Here is a 19,084-nt window from a genome sequence, read left to right as displayed (position 1 = left end):
GCGCGCTGAGGTGTCGCTCGTCTGCGGTAAAAGGCTGGATCTTTCTAAGATTATCTGTGAGGGCAACTATTTCCCATTGGCTACTTCTAGAATAGATTCTGCTAGGGCATTGACCAGACCGTCGATTTCCTCATTAGTGGAAATAAATGGCACTCCCAACTGGATAGTATCGCCACCATAGCGAATATAAAAACCTTTACTCCACATTTTCATGGCAATTCGAAAGGGGTGTTGCAGTGGTTCCCCTGGAGCGGATTCAATCGTTAGGCCCGTGGCTAGGCCACAATTGCGAATATCATTGATCAGAGGTAGATTTCTGAGTTGGTGAATGTACTCCTCTAGTACATAGGCCAGTTCTGCAGCGCACTTGAACAGGTTATCCCGCTCAAGGATTTCCAAGGTAGCCAGCGCAGCAGCGCAGGCCCCTGGGTGGGCTGAGTAGGTATAGCCATGGGCCAGCTCAAGTTGGTAGTCTGGTCCAGCGCACTCCATAAAGGTATCGTAGATACTCTGGTGCACTGCGACGGCGCCCATAGGAAAAGCGCCGTTGGTAATCTGCTTGGCGGTATTGAGGATATCCGGTACCACTCCAAAAAATTCCGCTGCGGTAGCCGTGCCCATTCTGCCAAAAGCAGTAATGACCTCATCAAAAATCAATAGTATCTGGTGTTCATTGCAGATTTCACGAAGCCGTTGGAGATAGCCTTCCGGTGGTGGAAGTACACCCGCTGAGCCGGCCATGGGTTCAATTATTACTGCAGCAATATTGCTGGCATCATGCAGTGTAATTAATTCGAGTAGTTCATCGGCTAGATAGGCACCCAGTTGGGGCTGTCCCATACAAAAGCGGTTTTCAGGCAACAGCGTGTGTGACAAGTGCTCGGTATCGAGTGCCGGGCCAAACATTGCCCGGTTCGCACCGATACCGCCAACGCTGATTCCTCCGAAATTTACCCCGTGATAACCCTTTATGCGGCCGATAAGTTTGGTCTTTGCTGAAAGGCCTCTTTTACGCCAATAAGCACGGGCAATTTTCAGAGAGGTTTCTGTGGCTTCAGATCCAGAATTGGTAAAAAAGATACGATTGAGACCCGCGGGCATAAATTGTGTGATGCGTTCAGCCAGTTCAAAGGACGTAGGGTGGCCAAACTGAAAGGAGGGGGCGTAGTCGAGAGTTTCCAATTGCTGGCTGATGGCTTTGGTGATTTCTTTTCGATTATGCCCAGCACCACAAGTCCACAGCCCGGAGAGGCCATCGAAGATTGGGCGACCATCAGCGCTGGTATAGTAGCAGCCTTCGGCAGCAGTAATGATACGAGGGTCTCGTTTAAACTGACGGTTGCCGGTGTAAGGCATCCAGTGGGCATCGAGTTGTTTCTGGGTGAGCCCTGCGAGTTTGTCGTTCATTTTTATTTTCCGACAATTGGGACATTTATCTTAAGCAACCCCTGAATAATTCCTTGTTACTTCTTGAAGCCTTAACGAGGCCGGTGAAATTATTTAGGGTCTTCTCAATTCTGGACCAACTTTTCCATTTAATAAATCGCTCAAAACTAACTTTAGTTGCATAAGTGGGGGCTTTTGAGAAAGGTTTGGAGTATGAGAGCGGTATTGAATATGTGTAACTTTAAATGAGGTAGTTGAGGCGTGAGTGATTCAGGCAGGGAGGTCTTGTGCTGGTAATCGCCGAGGATTATTACGGCAAAGGGCAAGGCAATGGGGGGTTAATCGATTTGCCCCGATCAAGGGTATGAAGAGGCGGTATCGGGGGCACTGGCCCCCGATACGGGAGAGGGTCAGACTGCGGTAGCAATCCGGTCAATGAAAGGGGCCAGTTCAGGCTTGTTCTCCAGGATCTCCTCCCGTGATAGGCCGTCGATTTCGTGAGGGAATACCAGCCACTCTTCGGTCTTGTGGATAAAGTAATCCGGCTCGCGCTTGGCCTTGTTGTTTTTCGGCTTGTAGTAAGGCGTTGCGATACGAATTTCCGGCGTGTTCTTTTTGCAGGCCGCACGCAGGTCTTCGATAGTTTGCTCAATACTTAGGCCGGAGTCGTGTACATCGTCAACGATCAGTAGAGAGTCGTGGGACTCAAGGCGCTTGATCAGGTAGTTCAGGCCATGCACACGAACTTTCTTGCCGCGTTCGCCGATGCCGAGGTAGGAGGAAGTTCGGATCGCGATATGGTCCGCATCCACACCCATCACGTGCAGCAATTCCTGTACTGCAATACCTACCGGAGCGCCGCCACGCCATACACCAACGATGTAATTGGGGCGGAAGCCGCTCTGATAGATTTGCTCCGCAAGCGCGTAGGAATCAATCAGAAGTTGCTGTGCGCTGATAAAGTGCTTTTTCATCTGTGTACCCCTCAGAAAAAGGCGAACTTGGCAATAAAGAGAGCTGACAACACGTAGACACTGATACTGACGTCTTTGCTGCGCCCGCTCAGTGTTTTGATGACTGCGTAGGCAATAAAGCCCAGTGCAATACCGTGAGCGATGGAGAATGACAGTGGCATCATCACTGCCGCAATTACCGCTGGAGCGGCTTCGGTGATGTCATCCCAGTCGATGGAAGACAGACCGGAAGTCATCAGAACGCCGACATACAGCAGGGCACCGGCAGTCGCATAGGCGGGGATCATGCCGATCAACGGAGAGAAGAAGGTCGCCAGCAAGAACAGACCGGCACAGACAACTGCGGTGAGACCGGTGCGTCCGCCCGCGGTAATCCCCGCGGTGCTCTCAACATAACAAGTGGTGGTGGAGGAGCCCAGTACGGAACCCACAACAGAAGCCGAGCTGTCTGCCATCAGAGCCTTGCCCATGCCCGGCAGCTTACCGTCCTTGTCCAAAAGCTTGGCGCGGTCGGAGACACTCAATAGGGTGCCGGCAGTATCAAACAGGTCTACGAACAGGAAAGCGAAGATCACGCTGATCATGCCGACTTCGAAGGCGCCGGCAATATCCAACTCGAGGTAAGTGGGAGCCAGGCTCGGCGGTGCGGAAATCAGGCCGGTGAACTCTACTTTTCCGATCGCCAGGGCAATAACGGTGACCGCGAGAATGCCGATCATTACAGAGCCGAGCATACGGCGATAGGACAGAGCCACAATAATAAAGAAGCCCAGGGCCGCCAGCAGAGCTTCAACGGATTTGAGGTCACCCAGTGTCACTAGGGTGGCCGGGCTGGCGACAACAATTCCCGAGCTCTTCAGAGCAATGATCGCCAGGAACAGGCCGATACCGGCTGCCAGGGATTGCCGCAGGGAAGTGGGAATACTGTCGATTATCCACTCCCGCAGCTTAAAGATACTGAGCAGCAGGAACACTACCCCCGATATAAACACCGCTCCCAGGGCCACTTGCCAGCTGTAGCCCATCTCGCCCACCACTACATAGGCGAAGAAGGCGTTCAGACCCATTCCCGGCGCCAGGGCGATGGGGTAGTTGGCGTAAAGCCCCATGATCAAACAGCCAATCGCCGCAGCAAGACAGGTCGCCATAAATACGGCGCCCTTATCCATGCCGGCAGCAGCCAGGATGTTCGGGTTTACAAAAATGATGTAAGCCATGGTCAGGAAGGTGGTCACACCGGCAATCACTTCCCGGCGAACATTCGTCTGACGCTCAGACAGCTTGAACAGCTTTTCCAGTAAAGAGGCGTCGCCGCCTGCCTGGGGAATACCAGACCCTGGGGTCGCTGATGTTTGGATATCAGAGGGTTTCATATCAGAAGTGGTACTTTACTAGCAGGTTAACATTGCGCTCATTGGAGTCGGTATTAAAGGTTCCATCTTTGAACCCAAATTTGTCATTCCAATGTACGTATTCGATACCGGCATACAGGGCTTTTGGCTCGCCCCAATTTGCGCCTAAGTCCCACTTGAGCTGGGAGGTAAAGTTCATGCTTGGGTGTGCATCTTCGGAGGCGCTGGTCCAATCGATAAAACCGTCGTATACGAAGCTGGAGTCACCCAGGGTAAACGGCATAGCCCAAACCAGGGTCAGCTGCTCGTTGCTGGCCTTGTCATCGTTATCGCGGCGGTAGGCGTTCACTTGAACAAAGGAGAAACCTGGAACTGCAAGGTCGAAACCAAGACCTGCCAGAACATTGGTGAAATGCGGGCCTGTTGCAGTGAGGTGATCGGGGTCATCCATATTGCCCAGCTCTACGGCAGTTGCTACCAACACATCGGTTACCGGCCCCCAAGCCAGTTCACGATCGCTGAGCTTCCCCAGGCTCAGACGCGGAGAAATTTCTGAATAGAGTTCTTTGGAGCCATCCTCTGAGTGCAGGTAGTCGGCAAAGATAAACAGGTCGCCCCAGCTGTGACCACTGGCGTGCTCAAAGGTCACTACAGAGCGCTCGGAATCATCGGTGGTCAAGCTGTAGTTCATTTCATAGTCGCGGCCATACAGCAGGCTGAGGCTGTTGTCGCTCCAAGTCATTTCAGCTTGAGCAGCTACGGACAACAGGCCGGAGGCCAGTAGTAGCAGGGGCTTGGTTGGTTTCATTCTATTACCTCTGTTACAACGACAGGCGGAAATCGCACTGGCGGCCGACAATTGGGTCGGCAGTTGGTTAAAAAATAGTCGCGGAATATACCCGAGTTTACCGACTGTTTTCCAGTATTTTTTTTCAGCAATCGCCTCTCCGGGAGCAGCCTTAAAGCAATGAAGTACTAACAAATATTTAAAATGAAAAAATAAATACCGATCTGCTGTTGGCTAAGCCTGTAATCGGAAAAAAGGCCTATTGAAGAGGTAGCCTTATTTTTGGCCCCGTTGAGGAGGTGTTTATATAGATAGTTTTGTGCGCCAACACCTCAGGCTTCCAAATAGGGCGGGAGTCACTATGAGGAGCACTATAAGGGTGCAAGACTATAAGGGTGCAAGAAGGATTCAAGAGGTTAAAAGAGAGATAGTTGCTATTAGTTGGCGAGATAGGGCTTAGTAGGGGTGATAGGGCTTGTGAATAGATCTGCCTTTATAGGGATCGGTCGCTTTTGGTCCACTGCTACTCGCATTTTGAGTGCACCATTAAGGTGCACAGTAAAGGTGTGATAGAGACACCTATAAAATGGAGAGTCCTATTGAGACTCTGACTTGTGAGTAGCTCCTCTATTAAAGGAGGTCAGTTATTCTCAGAAACACATGTGTTAAAGTGCGGCTCTCAATTAGGAGGATATTTCAAGGCTTGCCGGTTAGTAGTGACCTGACTCTGCCATCTGCTGATTATTTGAGCACTCGGTGGGGAAGGTTTATACACTGCCCTATAAATAGAAGCAGTACTTCTATATGGGGCTTAGAAAGAGGCTTAGCTGACGTGCCTTGTTGTCCTCTTGCCATCTGGAGAGCTTAATGCTCTGCGACCAGGTGACAGAAATAATAAATCGGGGTCGGTTGATCCCGCATATACAAATTTGGTTGTTTGATGAACCGAGTCCAAGGGGGTTGGCTTGCGATTGCAGGCTAACTAGAGGGACGGTGAAGAGCAATCGGGAGTGGGAGGCTTTATGAAATCTAATTGTTTACACCTTGCAATCCCCGCGGGGGACCTTGAGGTAGCTAAAAAATTTTATTGTGGCGTATTCGGTTGTAAAACCGGAAACAGTGAAGAGGGGCGTTGGGTAGATATCGATTTCTGGGGTAACGAACTGACTCTGCACCAGAGTGAAGAAAAGCTACCCAACGTACGCCACAAGGTAGATATGGGAGCAGTTGCTGTTCCCCATTTCGGTATTCACCTACCGGAGGATGAATTCCAGGCGCTGAAAGCCCGTATCGAAGCTGCTGGTCTGGAGTACCTGGATAAGCCTTACCGCCGCTTCGTTGGCAGTGAATACGAACAAGAAACTTTCTTTATTGAGGACCCCAACGGTAACGTGTTGGAGATGAAGACTATGGTTAATCCGGAACTGATGTTTAAGTGAAGTTCGGGCCATAGTTAAATCTATGAATTGAGCTCGCAAGATACTATTTATTGTCTGGCGGGCTCATTAGAAAGATCAATCCTATCAACACTCTCTCCGTGCGCTTTTATTCTTCTATTTAATTTTCAGTAAAAGCTGGCCTCTAGTTTCTATGTATAGATTTAATGAAGTTTTCAGCTTGAACTTGGATATCTTTTTTTTCTTTACTGGTTAGTTTGTCCACAAGACTGAGCATCATAGACATTCGCGGATTTTTCTTAAAATGGTCCCTCTTCTGCAAGAGAAAATTCCAGTAAAGGCTATTAAAGGGACATGCATCGCTTCCAGTTCTTTTCTTGACGTCGTATCTGCAGTTTTGGCAGTAGTTGCTCATTTTATTTATATATGAGCCGCTACTAATATAAGGTTTTGTTGCAACCAGTCCACCATCGGCATACTGGCTCATACCTCGGGTATTAGGTAATTCTACCCACTGTATGGCATCGATATATATCCCCAAATACCATGCATCTACCTGATCCGGGTCCGTTTGTGTTAGTAAGGCAAAGTTACCGGTAATCATTAAGCGCTGAATATGGTGGGCATAGGCGTGTTTCAGGCTGTTGTTGATAGCACTTTTTAGGCAGTACATATCGGTTTCGCCTGTCCAGTAGAAGTTGGGAAGAGGGTTGTAATTGCGTAGTTTGTTTAGCTTACTATAGCTTGGCATCTCCTGCCAATAAATGCCGCGCATATATTCTCGCCAGCCGAGAATTTGCCGGATGAAACCCTCTATTTGATTAATGTGAATACTCTTTTTATTGGATTCCCAGTGATCAATTGCATGGTTAATAACTTCGCTGGGGGATAGCAATTTGCAATTGAGAGAAAAGCTTAATCGGCTATGGAATAGATACGCCTCATTAGGGTCCATGGCATCCTGATAATCACCAAAGTGCGGCAACAATTGCTTGCAAAAGTGATTGAGCAGTTTGAGACTGTCTGCACGACTCGTTGGCCAGGTAAAATGTTTTGGATTGATAGTACCAATGGTTTTTATTTTTTCTTTCTGGATGCGCTTAAGCGTTTTTTCAACATTCTTTCGGAATAGATATTGTTGAGGGGGTTCTCTATCTTCATTCCACTTTTTTCGATTACCTTTATCAAAGTTCCATTGATTGCCAATAGGCTCGCCTTTTTTGTCAATAAGAATATTGTGCTCCTTGCGCATATGGCGATAGAAGCTTTCCATTAAATAAGATTTCTTTTCCAAGAAGAAACTTTCCAGATAGTTCCTTTTGGTTAGGTAGTGTTCGGTGTCATAGACTTCAGACTCAATTGATAGCTTTTTAACGATTGTCTTTAGTTGAGCATCAAGGCGATATTCATCGGGGAGCTGGTATTCAAATTTCTGAATATTCAACTGATCGACTAATATTTGAATATTTGCTTCGAGGTTTTGCTGGTTTTTCTTGTTGTCTATTTGGTAGTAAATTACTTGCTGGCCTTTTGATTCAAGCCATCTGGCAAAGTTTTGCATTGACTCAAAAAAAGCAACCACTTTTTGAATATGATGAGCAACGTAGTCTGTCTCCTGTCGCATCTCAGCAATGAAGTAATAAATATTTTGATGGTTTTCTCTAAACCAAGAATGCTTATGGTTAAGTTGGTCGCCCAGTATAAGTCTCAGTGTCTTCAAAGGGGGTCCCTTTTTGAATTGATGCCTATATAAACTTTATCCATAAACATACAGGATGTTGTTGATGTGCTTAGGAGATTGGTTTTGGGAATATTAGCATTTGAAAAGTTGTATAAGTTGGGTTTAAGTGCCAATTTTTATTCTGGCCGAGGGTTTGCGCTGAGTTGTTTTTAGGATGTAATTGAATTGAACGATGCTCAAATTGATACGCCTGCACCACTTAAGGTAAGAGTAGGCAATTATTAGAAATAAAATTTTACTTAATTGTTAGAAGTTATATCATTGTGATCTTTCGAAAAAGGGTGTTCTTAAATATTTGACCATGATTTGCTGAGATAGATTTTTTGGTGTAGAGCTTGGGGTTGAAAAATTTTTTCTTAATCATGGTTTTCTTTTTTTGTGTTAAGTAAGTAGTAGAAATATTGTTTTATGGAAAGAGTTTTGCTGTTTAAATGGATTGGCTTGTTTGTATTTTTAATGTTTCTCGTTTTCTTAGTATATAAGATAAGGAAAAGGTCTAGGGTTAAGTACCTGGAGACTTATATCTTTCATTCGAAGATTAAAGACAAAATAAAAACAGTTTATCCACATCTATCCAGTCAAGAGTTGGATATAGTATTGAAGGCTCTTCGGGAGTATTTCTGCGTTTGTCAAGTTGCTGGAAAGAAAATGGTATCTATGCCTTCTCAAGTTGTAGATGTCGCTTGGCATGAATTTATTTTGTATACACGCTCTTATCAGAAATTCTGTAAAAAAGCTTTTGGGTATTTCTTACATCACACACCGGCAGAGGCAATGCCAACCCCTAACTCTGCTCAGGAGGGTATCAAGAGGGCATGGCGTATCTCCTGCTTCAGGGAGGGGGCTAACCCAAAGAGCCCTGGACATCTGCCGCTATTATTTGCCATTGATCGGAAATTAAATATAAAGGATGGCTTTCAATACTCCCTAAACTGTAGGCGTAGTAGTTCTTCCGGGGCTACTTCCGATTACTGTGCTTCTCATATTTCCTGCGCTTCAGGATGTTCAGGATGTTCAGGGGATTCGGGAGACTCTGAATTAAATTCTTCCTCTGGCGGATTTTTTGATAGTTTTAGTAGTGACTCCAGTGGCTGTAGTGGAGGTTGCGGTGGCGGTGGAGATTGATTTTTCTCAATACTCTTCTCGATATTTTTATAAAATATTCTAAGCAATAACCTTATTGGCAAATAGTCGGTCAATATCTTGGGAGCTATATCCAAGTGACTCCAGGGTCGATCGGCTATCTGCCCCTAGTGAAGCTCCTGTCTGGTGTTTTTTATTTTTCTTTCCATTGAATTTAAACGGCGTGTTGATTTGTAGGAGAGTGTCGCCACTTTCTGTGACTGCATTTGCAATCATTTGACGATTTTGAATTAATTCACTTTCTGTGGCTTCACTGAAATGAAGAACCGGTTCTACACAGGCGTCGATATCAGAGAAAATACTATTCCATTCGCTGAGCTTCTTTTTCTTTATTATAGCGGCAATATCTTGTTTCAAGCTCTCTTGTTGATCGCTTTCGAGTACACGCTCCATCCATTCGGGATGGCCGATTCCCAGAAAAAAAGCTTCGGCAAATTGGGGTTCAAGACTGCCAACGGATAAGTAGCGGTCATCGGCAGTACAGTAGTAATCATAATAACTACCACCGTTGAGCAGCTCCATTTCCATCTCTGGATCTTGGCCATTGGCGAGGGCGTTGGCACCGCAAATGGCATTTAAGGCATAGGCACAGTCAGTCATACTGATATCAATATGCCCGCCGTGGCCTGTTTGTTGGCGGTGATACACTGCGGCAAGAATAGCCATTGCTGCGTGGTGGGAGCCTCCAGCAATATCGGCAATTTGCATACCGTTCAGGCTGGGTCCACTATCCAGTCGACCGGAATAGCTGGCCAGTCCGGAGAGTGCCAAGTAATTGATATCATGCCCAGCGCGCATTTTCAGGGGCCCATCTTGTCCGTATCCGGTGATTGAACAATAGATAATATCTGTGCGCATCTCACTAAGGGTTTGATAACCAAAGCCAAGTTTTTCCATTACTCCTGGGCGAAATTGTTCGATAACAATATCGTATTCGCTGAGTAACCTCTCGATAATCTCTTTTGCCTCTTGGCTTTTCAAATCCAGAGCCAGAGATTTTTTATTACGGTTTATCGTTGCATGAGCTGCTGAAACGGGCTCTGCGCTGCCGACCATTGGAGGAAGGCCTCTTAGCATATCTGGACGATCGGGAGACTCTATGCGTAGAACCTCTGCGCCCATGTCTGCTAACAGCATGGTGGCGTAGGGGCCGGGTAGTAGAGTGGTGAAATCGAGTATTCTTAGGCCTTGCAGTGGAGCAGTAAAATTATCCATTTTATTAAAATCAATAAAAATTATTTTTAGAGTATCTCGTGGGCCGTTTTCTTTGGTGGTCACCGAGAAAATTCAGTGGTATTAACCTCTGTGCTGAGTTTATTTATTTGCAGCTCTTTGGTTAATCAAATAACGAGGTAAACCCGGTAACCTACACGATCACCGGGTTAGGGGGTTAACCATCACGGAGGATGTCGCGGGAAATAATGAGTTTCATAATTTCATTCGTTCCAGCGTAAATACGCTGAACTCTGGCATCCGCCCAGGCGCGGGCAATTGGGTATTCCCACATATAGCCAAAACCACCGTGAAGCTGAACACACTCATCTAGCAATTTACATTGGAAATCTGTCGCTAGTAATTTGGCTTTAGCAGCCGTAGTAACATCAAGCTTTTTCTCATAATGCAGCTCTAGGCAGCGATCCACAAACACCCTGAGAGCAGAGAGTTCACTGTCCAACTCTGCCAGCTTGAATTGGGTGTTCTGAAATGCTGCGATGGGTTTACCAAAGGCTTTACGATCACGAACGTAGTCAACTGTCCAACTTAATGCTGCTTCTGCGTTGGATATGGCAAAGATAGCAACGCTGAGTCTTTCCTGTGGCAATTCCTGCATTAGGTAGACAAAGCCCTGACCTTCGGCTCCCAATAAATTTTCCACCGGAACCTTAACGTCATCAAAGAAAAGTTCGGAGGTGTCCTGGGCTTTCATGCCGATCTTTTCCAGGTTATTCCCTTTTTTGAATCCTGCCAGCTCGGCCTCGACCAAGAGAAGGCTCACCCCCGATGCGCCTTCACTAGGGTCTGTTTTTGCAACGACAATAACTAAATCGGCATGTTGTCCATTGGTAATAAATGTCTTAGAGCCGTTGAGGAGATAGTGATCTCCCTTCTTGATTGCCGTTGTCTTGACCCCCTGTAGATCTGAACCGGCGCCGGGTTCCGTCATGGCGATGGCTGTAACAATTTCACCACTGATACATTTGGGAAGGTATTTCTTTTTTTGCTCTTCGCTGCCGTAATTAATAATGTAGGGCACGGCAATATTGGAGTGCAGACCCCAGCCGACGCCAGAAAGGCCCGCTCGGGCGATTTCCTCATCGATAATCGAGTTGTAACCGTAGTCCAGGCCCAAACCACCGTAAGATTCGGAAATCTGGGGGCAGAGAAAACCCATTTCCCCGGCTTTATTCCAAAGGGCACGATCAACCTGTCCATCTTTTTCCCACTGGCTGTGGAAAGGGACGGCCTCGTTTTCCAGGAATTTCCGCACGGTATCGCGAAAATGCTCGTGGTCCTCGTTGTAAACGGTTCTCGGTATCATTCTGAACTCCAACATTCGTTTTTATTATCTGGAATTGTAGACCCTTCAAACTTGGGCTACTCAAGGGCTGTTCGGGTGAAGCAGCCCTGTGATTCACGACAAGTTTCTACATTGCCGAGTGACTTTTCAGTCTCTGCGTGACTATTCGGTATCTTTCAATTCACCCTGGGATTCTGCAAGGGTCAGCAATATTTCTGGCGGTGAAAATCTGTCGCCGTAGGTTTCTGCGAGTTTGTGCGCGCGCTGTACAAAAGAAGCGATGCCATATTGGTTAATATATTGCAGGGCGCCACCGGTCCAAGGGGGGAAACCAATACCAAAAATAGAGCCTATATTGGCCTCGCGAACACTGCGCAGGACTTTTTCTTCGTAACAACGCAGTGTCTCGATCGCCATAATAAATAACAGGCGCTCCTTGATATCCTCAACAGGTGGTTGCTTTGACGGAGGGAATTCCTGCTGTAGGCCCTGCCAAAGATGTTTTTTACCTCCTTCCGGGTAAGAGTAAAATCCGCCACCAGCCAGCTTGCCGGCACGCCCCAGTTCCAGCATATGGTCGATTACAGACTCTGCTGGGTGTGTGGGAATACTTTTACCCTCTTTCCGCAGGTCGTTAATAGTCTGTTGGCGAATCCTGCCCATCAACGTGAGTGAGACTTCATCACTCACTGCCAGTGGCCCCACCGGAAATCCGGCCAGAGATGCGGCATTTTCTATAGTGGCGGGGTTTACTCCTTCACCGAGCATGCCAATCCCTTCGTTGGTAAAGCAACCAAATACTCGGGAGGTGAAGAAGCCGCGACTGTCGTTAACGACAATAGGCGTTTTGCCGATTTGTAAAACAAAGGCAAATGCCTGAGCCAGGGTCTCTTCATCGGTCTCCTTACCACAGATGATTTCCACCAGCGGCATTTTGTCTGCTGGAGAGAAAAAATGTAGGCCAATAAAATTATTGGGGCGTTTGGAGGCTTGAGCTAGGCCGGTGATGGGGAGTGTAGAGGTGTTGGAGGCGAAGATGGCGCTGTTGCCCAGTTGGGCCTCGGCCTCGCGGGTGACCTCGGCTTTTAGCTCGCGGTCCTCGAATACTGCTTCAATAACCAGTTCACACCCACTTAAGTTGGCAGCATTATCCGTAGGCTGAATGTTGGATAGGATGGTTTCTACACGCGTTTCATCGGTGCGACCGCGCTCCAGGCGTTTTTGTAGAGCCTTCTCTGCATAGGCCTTACCTTTTTGCGCTGCCTCAATGGAAATATCCTTGAGCACAACATCAACGCCTTTACTGGCACAGGCATAGGCGATACCCGAGCCCATCATGCCAGCCCCGAGTATGCCGACCTTTTTAATAGGCGTGGTTTTGGATTCACGCGCGGCTTGGGGAAGGGAGGCACCGCCCTTCAATGCATTGAGGCCAAACCAGAAGGTGCCAATCATATTTTTTGCCACTTGACCGCAAGCGAGATCGACGAAATAGCGCGATTCAATGCGAGTGGCTGTTTCGAAGTCTACCTGGGAGCCTTCGATCACTGTCGCCAGTATTGCTTCGGGGGCTGGTAGGCAGCCGTGGGTTTTTTTCTCGAGCATGGCGGGAGCAATCATTAACAGCTGGGCATTTTTCGGATTTTTGGCATCCCCACCGGGCATACGGTAGCCGGGTTGATCCCAGGGTTGTAGGCTAGGCTGGTCACTGTTGGCGCGAATAAAGTCGCGGGCTTTGTTGAGTAAGTCTTCAGTATCTTTTGCTGTCTGCTGGATCAAACCGCTTTCCAAGGCCTGCTTGGCTTTCACTTGTTTGCCTTCCAGTAGGAAGGGCAGGGCATTTTGAATACCCAATAAGTGTGGCATACGTACACAGCCCCCACCTCCGGGCAGCAGGCCGAGGGTGACCTCCGGTAAACCAATTTTTACTGAGTTGTCCTCCAAAGCAATTCTGTGGTGACAGCTGAGGGCAATCTCCCAGCCACCACCGAGCGCGGCACCGTTGATTGCCGCAACCACCGGTTTGCCCTGGGTTTCCAGCCAACGCAAATTAGCCTTGAGGGCCTCACAGGAAGCAAAGAATTCTTGGGCCTCACTTTTTTTAGCGGCGTAGAGTGACTTAAGATCTCCGCCGGCAAAAAATGTTTTCTTTGCCGAGCGAACGATAATTCCTGCGTATTCCTGTTGCTTTAATTCCTTCACCACAGCCTGCAGGGCGTCTGTAAAATCTCGGTCCATAACATTGGCCGAGGCATTGGGGTTATCCATAATCAGGTGGACAATGTTGTCACCGTCTTTTTCCAAGCGTATAGATTTCATAGTTCCCCCTAGACCCTTTCGATAATGGTTGCTACGCCCATACCGCCACCCACACAAAGGGTGACCAGGCCGTAGCGCAACTGCCGCTGTTCTAATTCATCGAGAACGGTGCTGATCAACATGGCGCCTGTGGCACCGAGTGGGTGGCCCATAGCGATAGCGCCGCCGTTTACATTGATTTTCTGCGGGTCGATATCCAGTTCATGCTGGAAGCGCAGCACCACTGCGGCGAAGGCTTCGTTGACTTCGTAGAGGTCGATGTCATGGGCATTCAGGCCTGCCGCTTTGAGGGCTTTGCGTGCGGAGGGAGCCGGTCCGGTCAACATGATGGTGGGTTCGGTGCCGACTACGGCGGCGGAGACGATGCGCGCGCGGGGTGTTAGGCCCAGATCCCGCCCGGCTTGCTCGCTGCCGACAAGAATGGCGGCGGCACCATCCACTATGCCCGAGGAGTTGCCCGCGGTATGTACATGGTCGATGGCTTCCACCTGGGGATAGCGGGAGGTCGCTATGCTGTCGAAGCAGAGGTCACCCATGGCGGCAAATGATGGGGAGAGGTTGGCGAGTCCCTCCAGGGAGGTCTCCGGTCGCACCAGTTGATCGTGATCGAGCAGTAGCAGGCCGTTCTGATCCCGCACCGGGATAACAGATTTGGCGAAGGCGCCTCGCTGCCAGGCTTCAGCGGCTTTACGTTGGGAGTGCAAGGCAAAATTATCCACATCTTCCCTGGAGAAGCCCCCGAGGGTGGCGATCAGGTCGGCACCTATGCCCTGGGGGGCAAAGCCCGTTTCTATGGCCGTTTGTGGGTCCATGGCCCAGGCGCCGCCGTCACTGCCCATGGGCACCCGCGACATAGACTCCACACCACCGGCCACCACGAGCTGTTCCCAGCCAGAGCGCACCTTGGCGGCGGCTAAATTCACTGCCTCGGCACCGGAAGCGCAAAACCGGTTGAGGGTGACGCCGCCGATATCCCAGTCCCATCCGGCACTGAGGGTGGCGACCTTGGCGATGTCTGCACCCTGGTCACCGATAGGGGTGACACACCCCATTACTACGTCATCGACTTTGGCGGTATCCAGTTGACCGCGCTGCTGTAACTCGCGCAAAAGGTTGGAGAGTAGGGTGATGGGTTTGACTTCATGTAGAGCGCCGCTGGGTTTCCCTTTACCTCGCGGCGTGCGGATCGCATCGTAAATATAGGCTTCTGTGGACACGGTAATAGCCTCTTTATTTTTGTTTGTGGGTTCAACCATAGTCGTGTGGGGTTTTGGCGCAATGATGAAAGACGCCAGGGGCGGTGACGTGGATGTCAGCCCAATTAAATAATGCAGAGAAGTTTCTAGCCTTGTTTATTCCAAATCAAACTAACTCGATGAGTGGTCTGCCGTACACTCAAATAAGGCGCTTTATTTTTTATTTTCGGCCAATAAATGATGGTCGATAACGTCGCATATAGGCCGCAATAGCCCTGCCGAAATATTTTATTGTGGGTTCATGCTAGCAGGAAAAGCCTTTATCTAGGTTGAGTATTCAGCAGCGCTATTCAAGGGGCGACCCAAAATTTGCGGTAATCTGGCAGTGAGGATTGACTATGGCAGAGAATCTACTGGAACTGGCGGCGAGCCAACTGGGCGCTTCAGGTATTGGTACCCTGGCAGCCGCACTCAATCTTCCGGCAGAGAAAGGCCAGTCAGCACTGGATACCGGTATTGCATTCGTTCTGGCGGGCATGCTGAATAAAGCCAGCAGTAAAACCGGTATGGCTTATCTGTTCAATATGGTCACTGGTAGTGAAGCTCCTGAGCTATCCGATGTATTGGCGCAGTTCTCAGACAAGGAAAAGTTGGCGGCATCCCTCCCGGGCGATGATGCGACCTTGCAAAAAGTATTTGGTACCCGGGTCGGTGAAGTGACCAAGGTTGCCACCACGGAAGTGCCCGGCAATGAAGGCGGACACCTGCTTAAAATGGTACTGCCATTGGTGACGGCTCTCTTAGGGGCTCAGGTGAAAGCACATAAAATGGATGTTTCCGATCTGGCTTCTTTTTTAATAGGCCAGCGGGAGTTCCTGCGTGACAAGGTCCCCGATGCGCTCCTGGACGCTCTGGATGTAAAAGGGTTTGACAATCTTGGGGCGGCTTTGGTCACCCATGGACATGCGAAGCCCCAGGAACCGCGGGAGCAGGCACTGCATGGGCATGGGGAAAAGAAAAAGCCCGTGAGCTTTAGTAGCTGGTTTTTTCCATTATTATTAGTGCTGATTGCCCTCTATGCGCTAAATATGTGTATGAATAAGGGCAGACAAGAGCGGGCTGCCGATCAGCCTTCCGAAACCCCGCAGGAGCAAGCCTTTATGGAATCTCCTTCGGAGCCGGCGGGAGACACGCCTCCCAATGAGAGTAATGCCCAGGCACAGCTGGGGCCGGATAAATTCTCCAGCAATCTTCGCGACTATTTAAAGAGCTTTGACCGGGATCCCAACCAGGAATTTATCCTGCAGGTGAAATTTGAACCGGGCACCGCAAAACTCCTAAATCCTAAAGCGCCGGATATTGATGCGCTCGCGCAAATTATGCAGGAAAACCCAAATCTCACTGTCGCCATTGAAGGGCATGTGAAAGGTGAGGGCAATGAAATTAAAGAGCAGGAGATTTCTCAGGAGAGGGCGGATGTTGTGCGGGAATTGCTATTGCAAAAGGGCATTGCGGCCAATCGTATAACTGCGACTGGTATGGGCTCTGCCAAGCCTCTGCCGCAAAGTGCGGCTGGACAAACCTCAGATCAGCAGAAGAAAAATGAGCGTATTAGTGTACGGGTGGTAACCACTGAGTAGAATTTTTAAGACCGTGGTTCCCGAAATAACCTGGTCCCCGAAATAAATAGCCCCGCATTTTTGCGGGGCTATTTGATGAGACTGAATTCAGTTTTTCTTTCACTTATGCATGAACTAATAACCGTTAACAGCTGCGAAATTTCTCCCGATAGGCGCCGGGAGCGAGGCCTGTCCATTTCTTAAATGCACGGTTGAAAGCACTGGGTTCAGAAAAGCCGAGTCGCTCGGCAATTTCCGCTACAGCGGTTTCCTGCTGTTTTAGTTGATACACGGCCATATCTCGGCGCACCGAATCTTTGATGTCCTGCCAGCTGTTGCCTTCGTCTTTAAGGCGCCGGCGCAGTGTTTGCGGGGAGGTAAACAGACGAGCAGCCACATCGTCTAGGGAGAGATTCTCAATGCTGTTCTGTTGTTGCAGCATACGACGTATGCGGCCGGTAAAGCTGTGGTCAGATTTATATTGGGTGAGCAGACATTCCGGTGCTCGGGAGAGGAAATCTGCCAGTTGCTGCTCGTCCCGCACCAGCGGCATTTGCAAATAACGGGTGTTAAATACCAGGCAGGTTTCGGCCTGGTTGAAGTAGTGCCGGCATGGGAACATATCGCTGTAGTCCTCATTGTAATCCGGTGGCGGGAAAGCCAATAACACCCGCTCGAGTAAAATGGTGCGATCAATCAGCCAGCTAAAAAAGCGCAGCCAGATGACCGCGATGGACTCTACAAAAATCTGGTTGGGTAACTTTTTATCGTTGCTGTGGTGAATAATTAGTCTGGCTTCTTCGCCATCTTCTACCAGTTTGATGTGAAGGTCGTCGCTGACCATGCTGATAAAACGCGCTGAGCGCAGTAGGGCTCGGCGCAGGTTGGGACAGCTGATGCAGGCGTGCCCCATCATGGCAAAGGTGCCGGGCAGCCAGGGGCGGGCCAGAAAGCCACCGGACTCATCATTCAGCAAGTCCCACTCCAGGCGCAGTAGGCTGGCCATCTGCTCGCGGCCGATACGGCTGTCGGAATCGTCGAGGTGGCCAGGATCTATCCCGCTATCCCGCAGCAGCTGTTGGCAGTCCAGCCCCGCTGCCTCGGCGCCCACCAGTTGGGCGCGAACTACCGCGGCGAGGATACCTGGGTCCGCTTCGCGGAGTTTGGGAGTCTCGCTTTCCACTGTCTCAGCCCTCAACATGATCTTGTTTGCTGCGTGTAATTTTTAGATGCAAGCAGGGATTATGCGCAAAGCGAGCGTGAAAGTCAGGTTTATCCCCGGCGAGTGTAAGAAAAGGGCAACCCTGGCGAGCCGCACGGCTAAGCGTTGCCGGCTGAAGCTGTGCAGTTTTGGGGGTTTTCATCGAATTTAGCTGCAGATGTGCCGATTAATCGCCATTTTTATTGACAAGAGCACAAGTGACCTGAACTGCTTTAATTTCATTATTTGGGAAATAAGGAGCTTATGTGGCTATGTTTTCTCTTGGCACAGGGGGTATAAATAGGCAGGCAAACCTTACCGTTATCGCTTGGATAGGGTATCAAGTCGGGTAGCCATCAAATTGACCGGCAGGTCAGGTAAGATAAGAATAAGTTAAATGCCAATGAAGGAGTGGCCCAATGCCCTCAGCGTCTGTCGAAAGCCAGCTGAATCCGACCATATGTAGGCGGATGTTGATTGCCTATTTAATTGAGCAGATTCCCCGCCCCAACAACCCGGTCCTTGAAGAGGCCACCGGGTGGCCGCGACGCACGGTACAGGACATTATTGCTAAGGGGTTGCCGGGCCACGGCACTCAAGTGGAATTTATTCAGGAGGGTGTTCGTCACAATGATGGCTATTACCTGCTCCGCGATTGGGGCTCCTTCGATCGCAACTGGGTAAAAAGCAACTTATCGGCGATTTGCCAGGTGCTGGGGGTCAACATCGACTAGGACCTGCTTGGTGCTCAGTGTTTAGTGCCTAGTGTTTATAAAGTGCGGCTGGGCACTACTACTAAGGCACATAAGGCATACTGATTCCCATCTCACCGAAATCAGGGCAGACAAACGCATATTTGTAGAAGTCGCGCCGACCAGGGGCCGGCGACGAAATCTAATTATTGGTTAATTGAGCAGAATAGCGATTGCAGTGAAATTTTTTACAGGGATTACTGCGGTTTTTGATTGTGACTCTGCTGCAGTATTTTATTGACCTTTTCCAGCAGAGCCGGGTTGGATTTAATACTGCTGGCAATTTCCTGGTACTTACTCTTTGACAGCCCTGCCTTTTCAATAGCCGCGACCATTTTGCCCTGGGCCTCTTTATTGAGAGCTTCAGCCTCTTTGATATCAGCAGCGGCCTTAAGCTTGGGCGCATATTCCCGGCTCAGCATCACAATCGAGCGGTAAGCGTCGGCAAACTGCTTAAGTTGGGGCTCACTGAAGGATGCTTTTGGAGCTTCGGCCTGGGAGGATGGTGTCTGTGCGGATGCAAAGGGCACTGTGAATAACAGAGCGAAAAGAGCGAGATACTTAAAAGGGAATTTCATCGGGCACTCCTGAAAGTTGGGGGGCGCTTTTGCTTCTCTAAAGAAAACACCCAGCCACACTGCTCAAGTGACCAGGTGTTGCTACGGAATCCATTGGCAGTTGATGGCACTGGTGCAATCA

Annotated in this window: 15 protein-coding genes; 4 read left to right on the top strand and 11 right to left on the bottom strand. The window is 49.2% G+C overall.

Annotated features, from left to right (window positions below):
* Window positions 1-66 precede the first annotated feature (66 nt).
* From FIU95_RS18610 to FIU95_RS18595, 4 genes are all read right to left on the bottom strand, one after another.
* Window positions 67-1,407, bottom strand: a complete 1,341-nt coding sequence (locus FIU95_RS18610) for an aspartate aminotransferase family protein (RefSeq protein WP_152455402.1) — start codon at window positions 1,405-1,407, stop codon at window positions 67-69.
* A gap of 389 nt (window positions 1,408-1,796) precedes the next feature.
* Window positions 1,797-2,360 carry a phosphoribosyltransferase gene (locus tag FIU95_RS18605; RefSeq protein ID WP_152455399.1) on the bottom strand — a complete coding sequence of 188 codons (564 nt, stop codon included), beginning with the start codon at window positions 2,358-2,360 and terminating at the stop codon, window positions 1,797-1,799.
* 11 nt (window positions 2,361-2,371) lie between these two features.
* The gene (locus tag FIU95_RS18600) at window positions 2,372-3,733 is read right to left on the bottom strand and encodes an NCS2 family permease (protein WP_216646281.1); all 1,362 of its coding nucleotides are present in this window, start codon (window positions 3,731-3,733) and stop codon (window positions 2,372-2,374) included.
* 1 nt (window position 3,734) lies between these two features.
* A complete protein-coding gene (locus FIU95_RS18595) occupies window positions 3,735-4,520 on the bottom strand; it encodes an outer membrane protein OmpK (RefSeq protein ID WP_152455396.1) in 786 nt (261 codons plus the stop codon).
* Between the two features lie 1,001 nt (window positions 4,521-5,521).
* Between FIU95_RS18595 and FIU95_RS18590 the strand changes: the two genes are divergently transcribed.
* Window positions 5,522-5,938 carry a VOC family protein gene (locus FIU95_RS18590; RefSeq protein ID WP_152455394.1) on the top strand — a complete coding sequence of 139 codons (417 nt, stop codon included), beginning with the start codon at window positions 5,522-5,524 and terminating at the stop codon, window positions 5,936-5,938.
* 142 nt (window positions 5,939-6,080) lie between these two features.
* Here FIU95_RS18590 and FIU95_RS18585 read toward each other — a convergent pair whose 3' ends face one another.
* Complete coding sequence (locus tag FIU95_RS18585; RefSeq protein WP_152455391.1) at window positions 6,081-7,616, bottom strand: cryptochrome/photolyase family protein; 1,536 nt, start codon at window positions 7,614-7,616, stop codon at window positions 6,081-6,083.
* Window positions 7,617-8,045: 429 nt separating this feature from the next.
* On the opposite strand from FIU95_RS18585, the gene FIU95_RS18580 reads away from it, so the two are divergent.
* On the top strand, window positions 8,046-8,762 hold the full coding sequence (locus FIU95_RS18580) for a hypothetical protein (protein WP_172975456.1): 717 nt from the start codon (window positions 8,046-8,048) through the stop codon (window positions 8,760-8,762).
* 39 nt (window positions 8,763-8,801) lie between these two features.
* On the opposite strand, the gene FIU95_RS18575 is transcribed toward FIU95_RS18580, so the two are convergent.
* From FIU95_RS18575 to FIU95_RS18560, 4 genes are all read right to left on the bottom strand, one after another.
* Entirely contained in the window at window positions 8,802-9,995 is a 1,194-nt protein-coding gene (locus FIU95_RS18575) for a CaiB/BaiF CoA-transferase family protein (RefSeq protein ID WP_152455387.1), read from the bottom strand.
* A gap of 175 nt (window positions 9,996-10,170) precedes the next feature.
* Window positions 10,171-11,319 carry an acyl-CoA dehydrogenase family protein gene (locus FIU95_RS18570; protein ID WP_152455385.1) on the bottom strand — a complete coding sequence of 383 codons (1,149 nt, stop codon included), beginning with the start codon at window positions 11,317-11,319 and terminating at the stop codon, window positions 10,171-10,173.
* A gap of 141 nt (window positions 11,320-11,460) precedes the next feature.
* Window positions 11,461-13,617: a 3-hydroxyacyl-CoA dehydrogenase NAD-binding domain-containing protein gene (locus tag FIU95_RS18565; protein WP_152455383.1), complete on the bottom strand. Its 2,157-nt coding sequence runs from the start codon at window positions 13,615-13,617 to the stop codon at window positions 11,461-11,463.
* Window positions 13,618-13,625: 8 nt separating this feature from the next.
* Window positions 13,626-14,834 carry an acetyl-CoA C-acetyltransferase gene (locus FIU95_RS18560; protein ID WP_152455381.1) on the bottom strand — a complete coding sequence of 403 codons (1,209 nt, stop codon included), beginning with the start codon at window positions 14,832-14,834 and terminating at the stop codon, window positions 13,626-13,628.
* Window positions 14,835-15,211: 377 nt separating this feature from the next.
* Between FIU95_RS18560 and FIU95_RS18555 the strand changes: the two genes are divergently transcribed.
* A complete protein-coding gene (locus tag FIU95_RS18555) occupies window positions 15,212-16,453 on the top strand; it encodes an OmpA family protein (protein WP_152455379.1) in 1,242 nt (413 codons plus the stop codon).
* 124 nt (window positions 16,454-16,577) lie between these two features.
* Here FIU95_RS18555 and FIU95_RS18550 read toward each other — a convergent pair whose 3' ends face one another.
* The gene (locus FIU95_RS18550) at window positions 16,578-17,615 is read right to left on the bottom strand and encodes an AraC family transcriptional regulator (protein ID WP_253868735.1); all 1,038 of its coding nucleotides are present in this window, start codon (window positions 17,613-17,615) and stop codon (window positions 16,578-16,580) included.
* 437 nt (window positions 17,616-18,052) lie between these two features.
* Between FIU95_RS18550 and FIU95_RS18545 the strand changes: the two genes are divergently transcribed.
* Window positions 18,053-18,367 (top strand): helix-turn-helix domain-containing protein, encoded by a 315-nt coding sequence (locus tag FIU95_RS18545; RefSeq protein WP_152455374.1) that lies wholly within the window; start codon window positions 18,053-18,055, stop codon window positions 18,365-18,367.
* Window positions 18,368-18,582: 215 nt separating this feature from the next.
* Here FIU95_RS18545 and FIU95_RS18540 read toward each other — a convergent pair whose 3' ends face one another.
* Window positions 18,583-18,963 (bottom strand): DUF4168 domain-containing protein, encoded by a 381-nt coding sequence (locus FIU95_RS18540; RefSeq protein ID WP_152455372.1) that lies wholly within the window; start codon window positions 18,961-18,963, stop codon window positions 18,583-18,585.
* Between the last annotated feature and the right edge of the window lie 121 nt (window positions 18,964-19,084).

Source organism: Microbulbifer sp. THAF38 (assembly GCF_009363535.1).
Classification (GTDB): Bacteria; Pseudomonadota; Gammaproteobacteria; order Pseudomonadales; family Cellvibrionaceae; genus Microbulbifer.
Note: the sequence above shows the minus strand (reverse complement) of the source record. Positions and strands in the feature narration are given on the sequence as shown.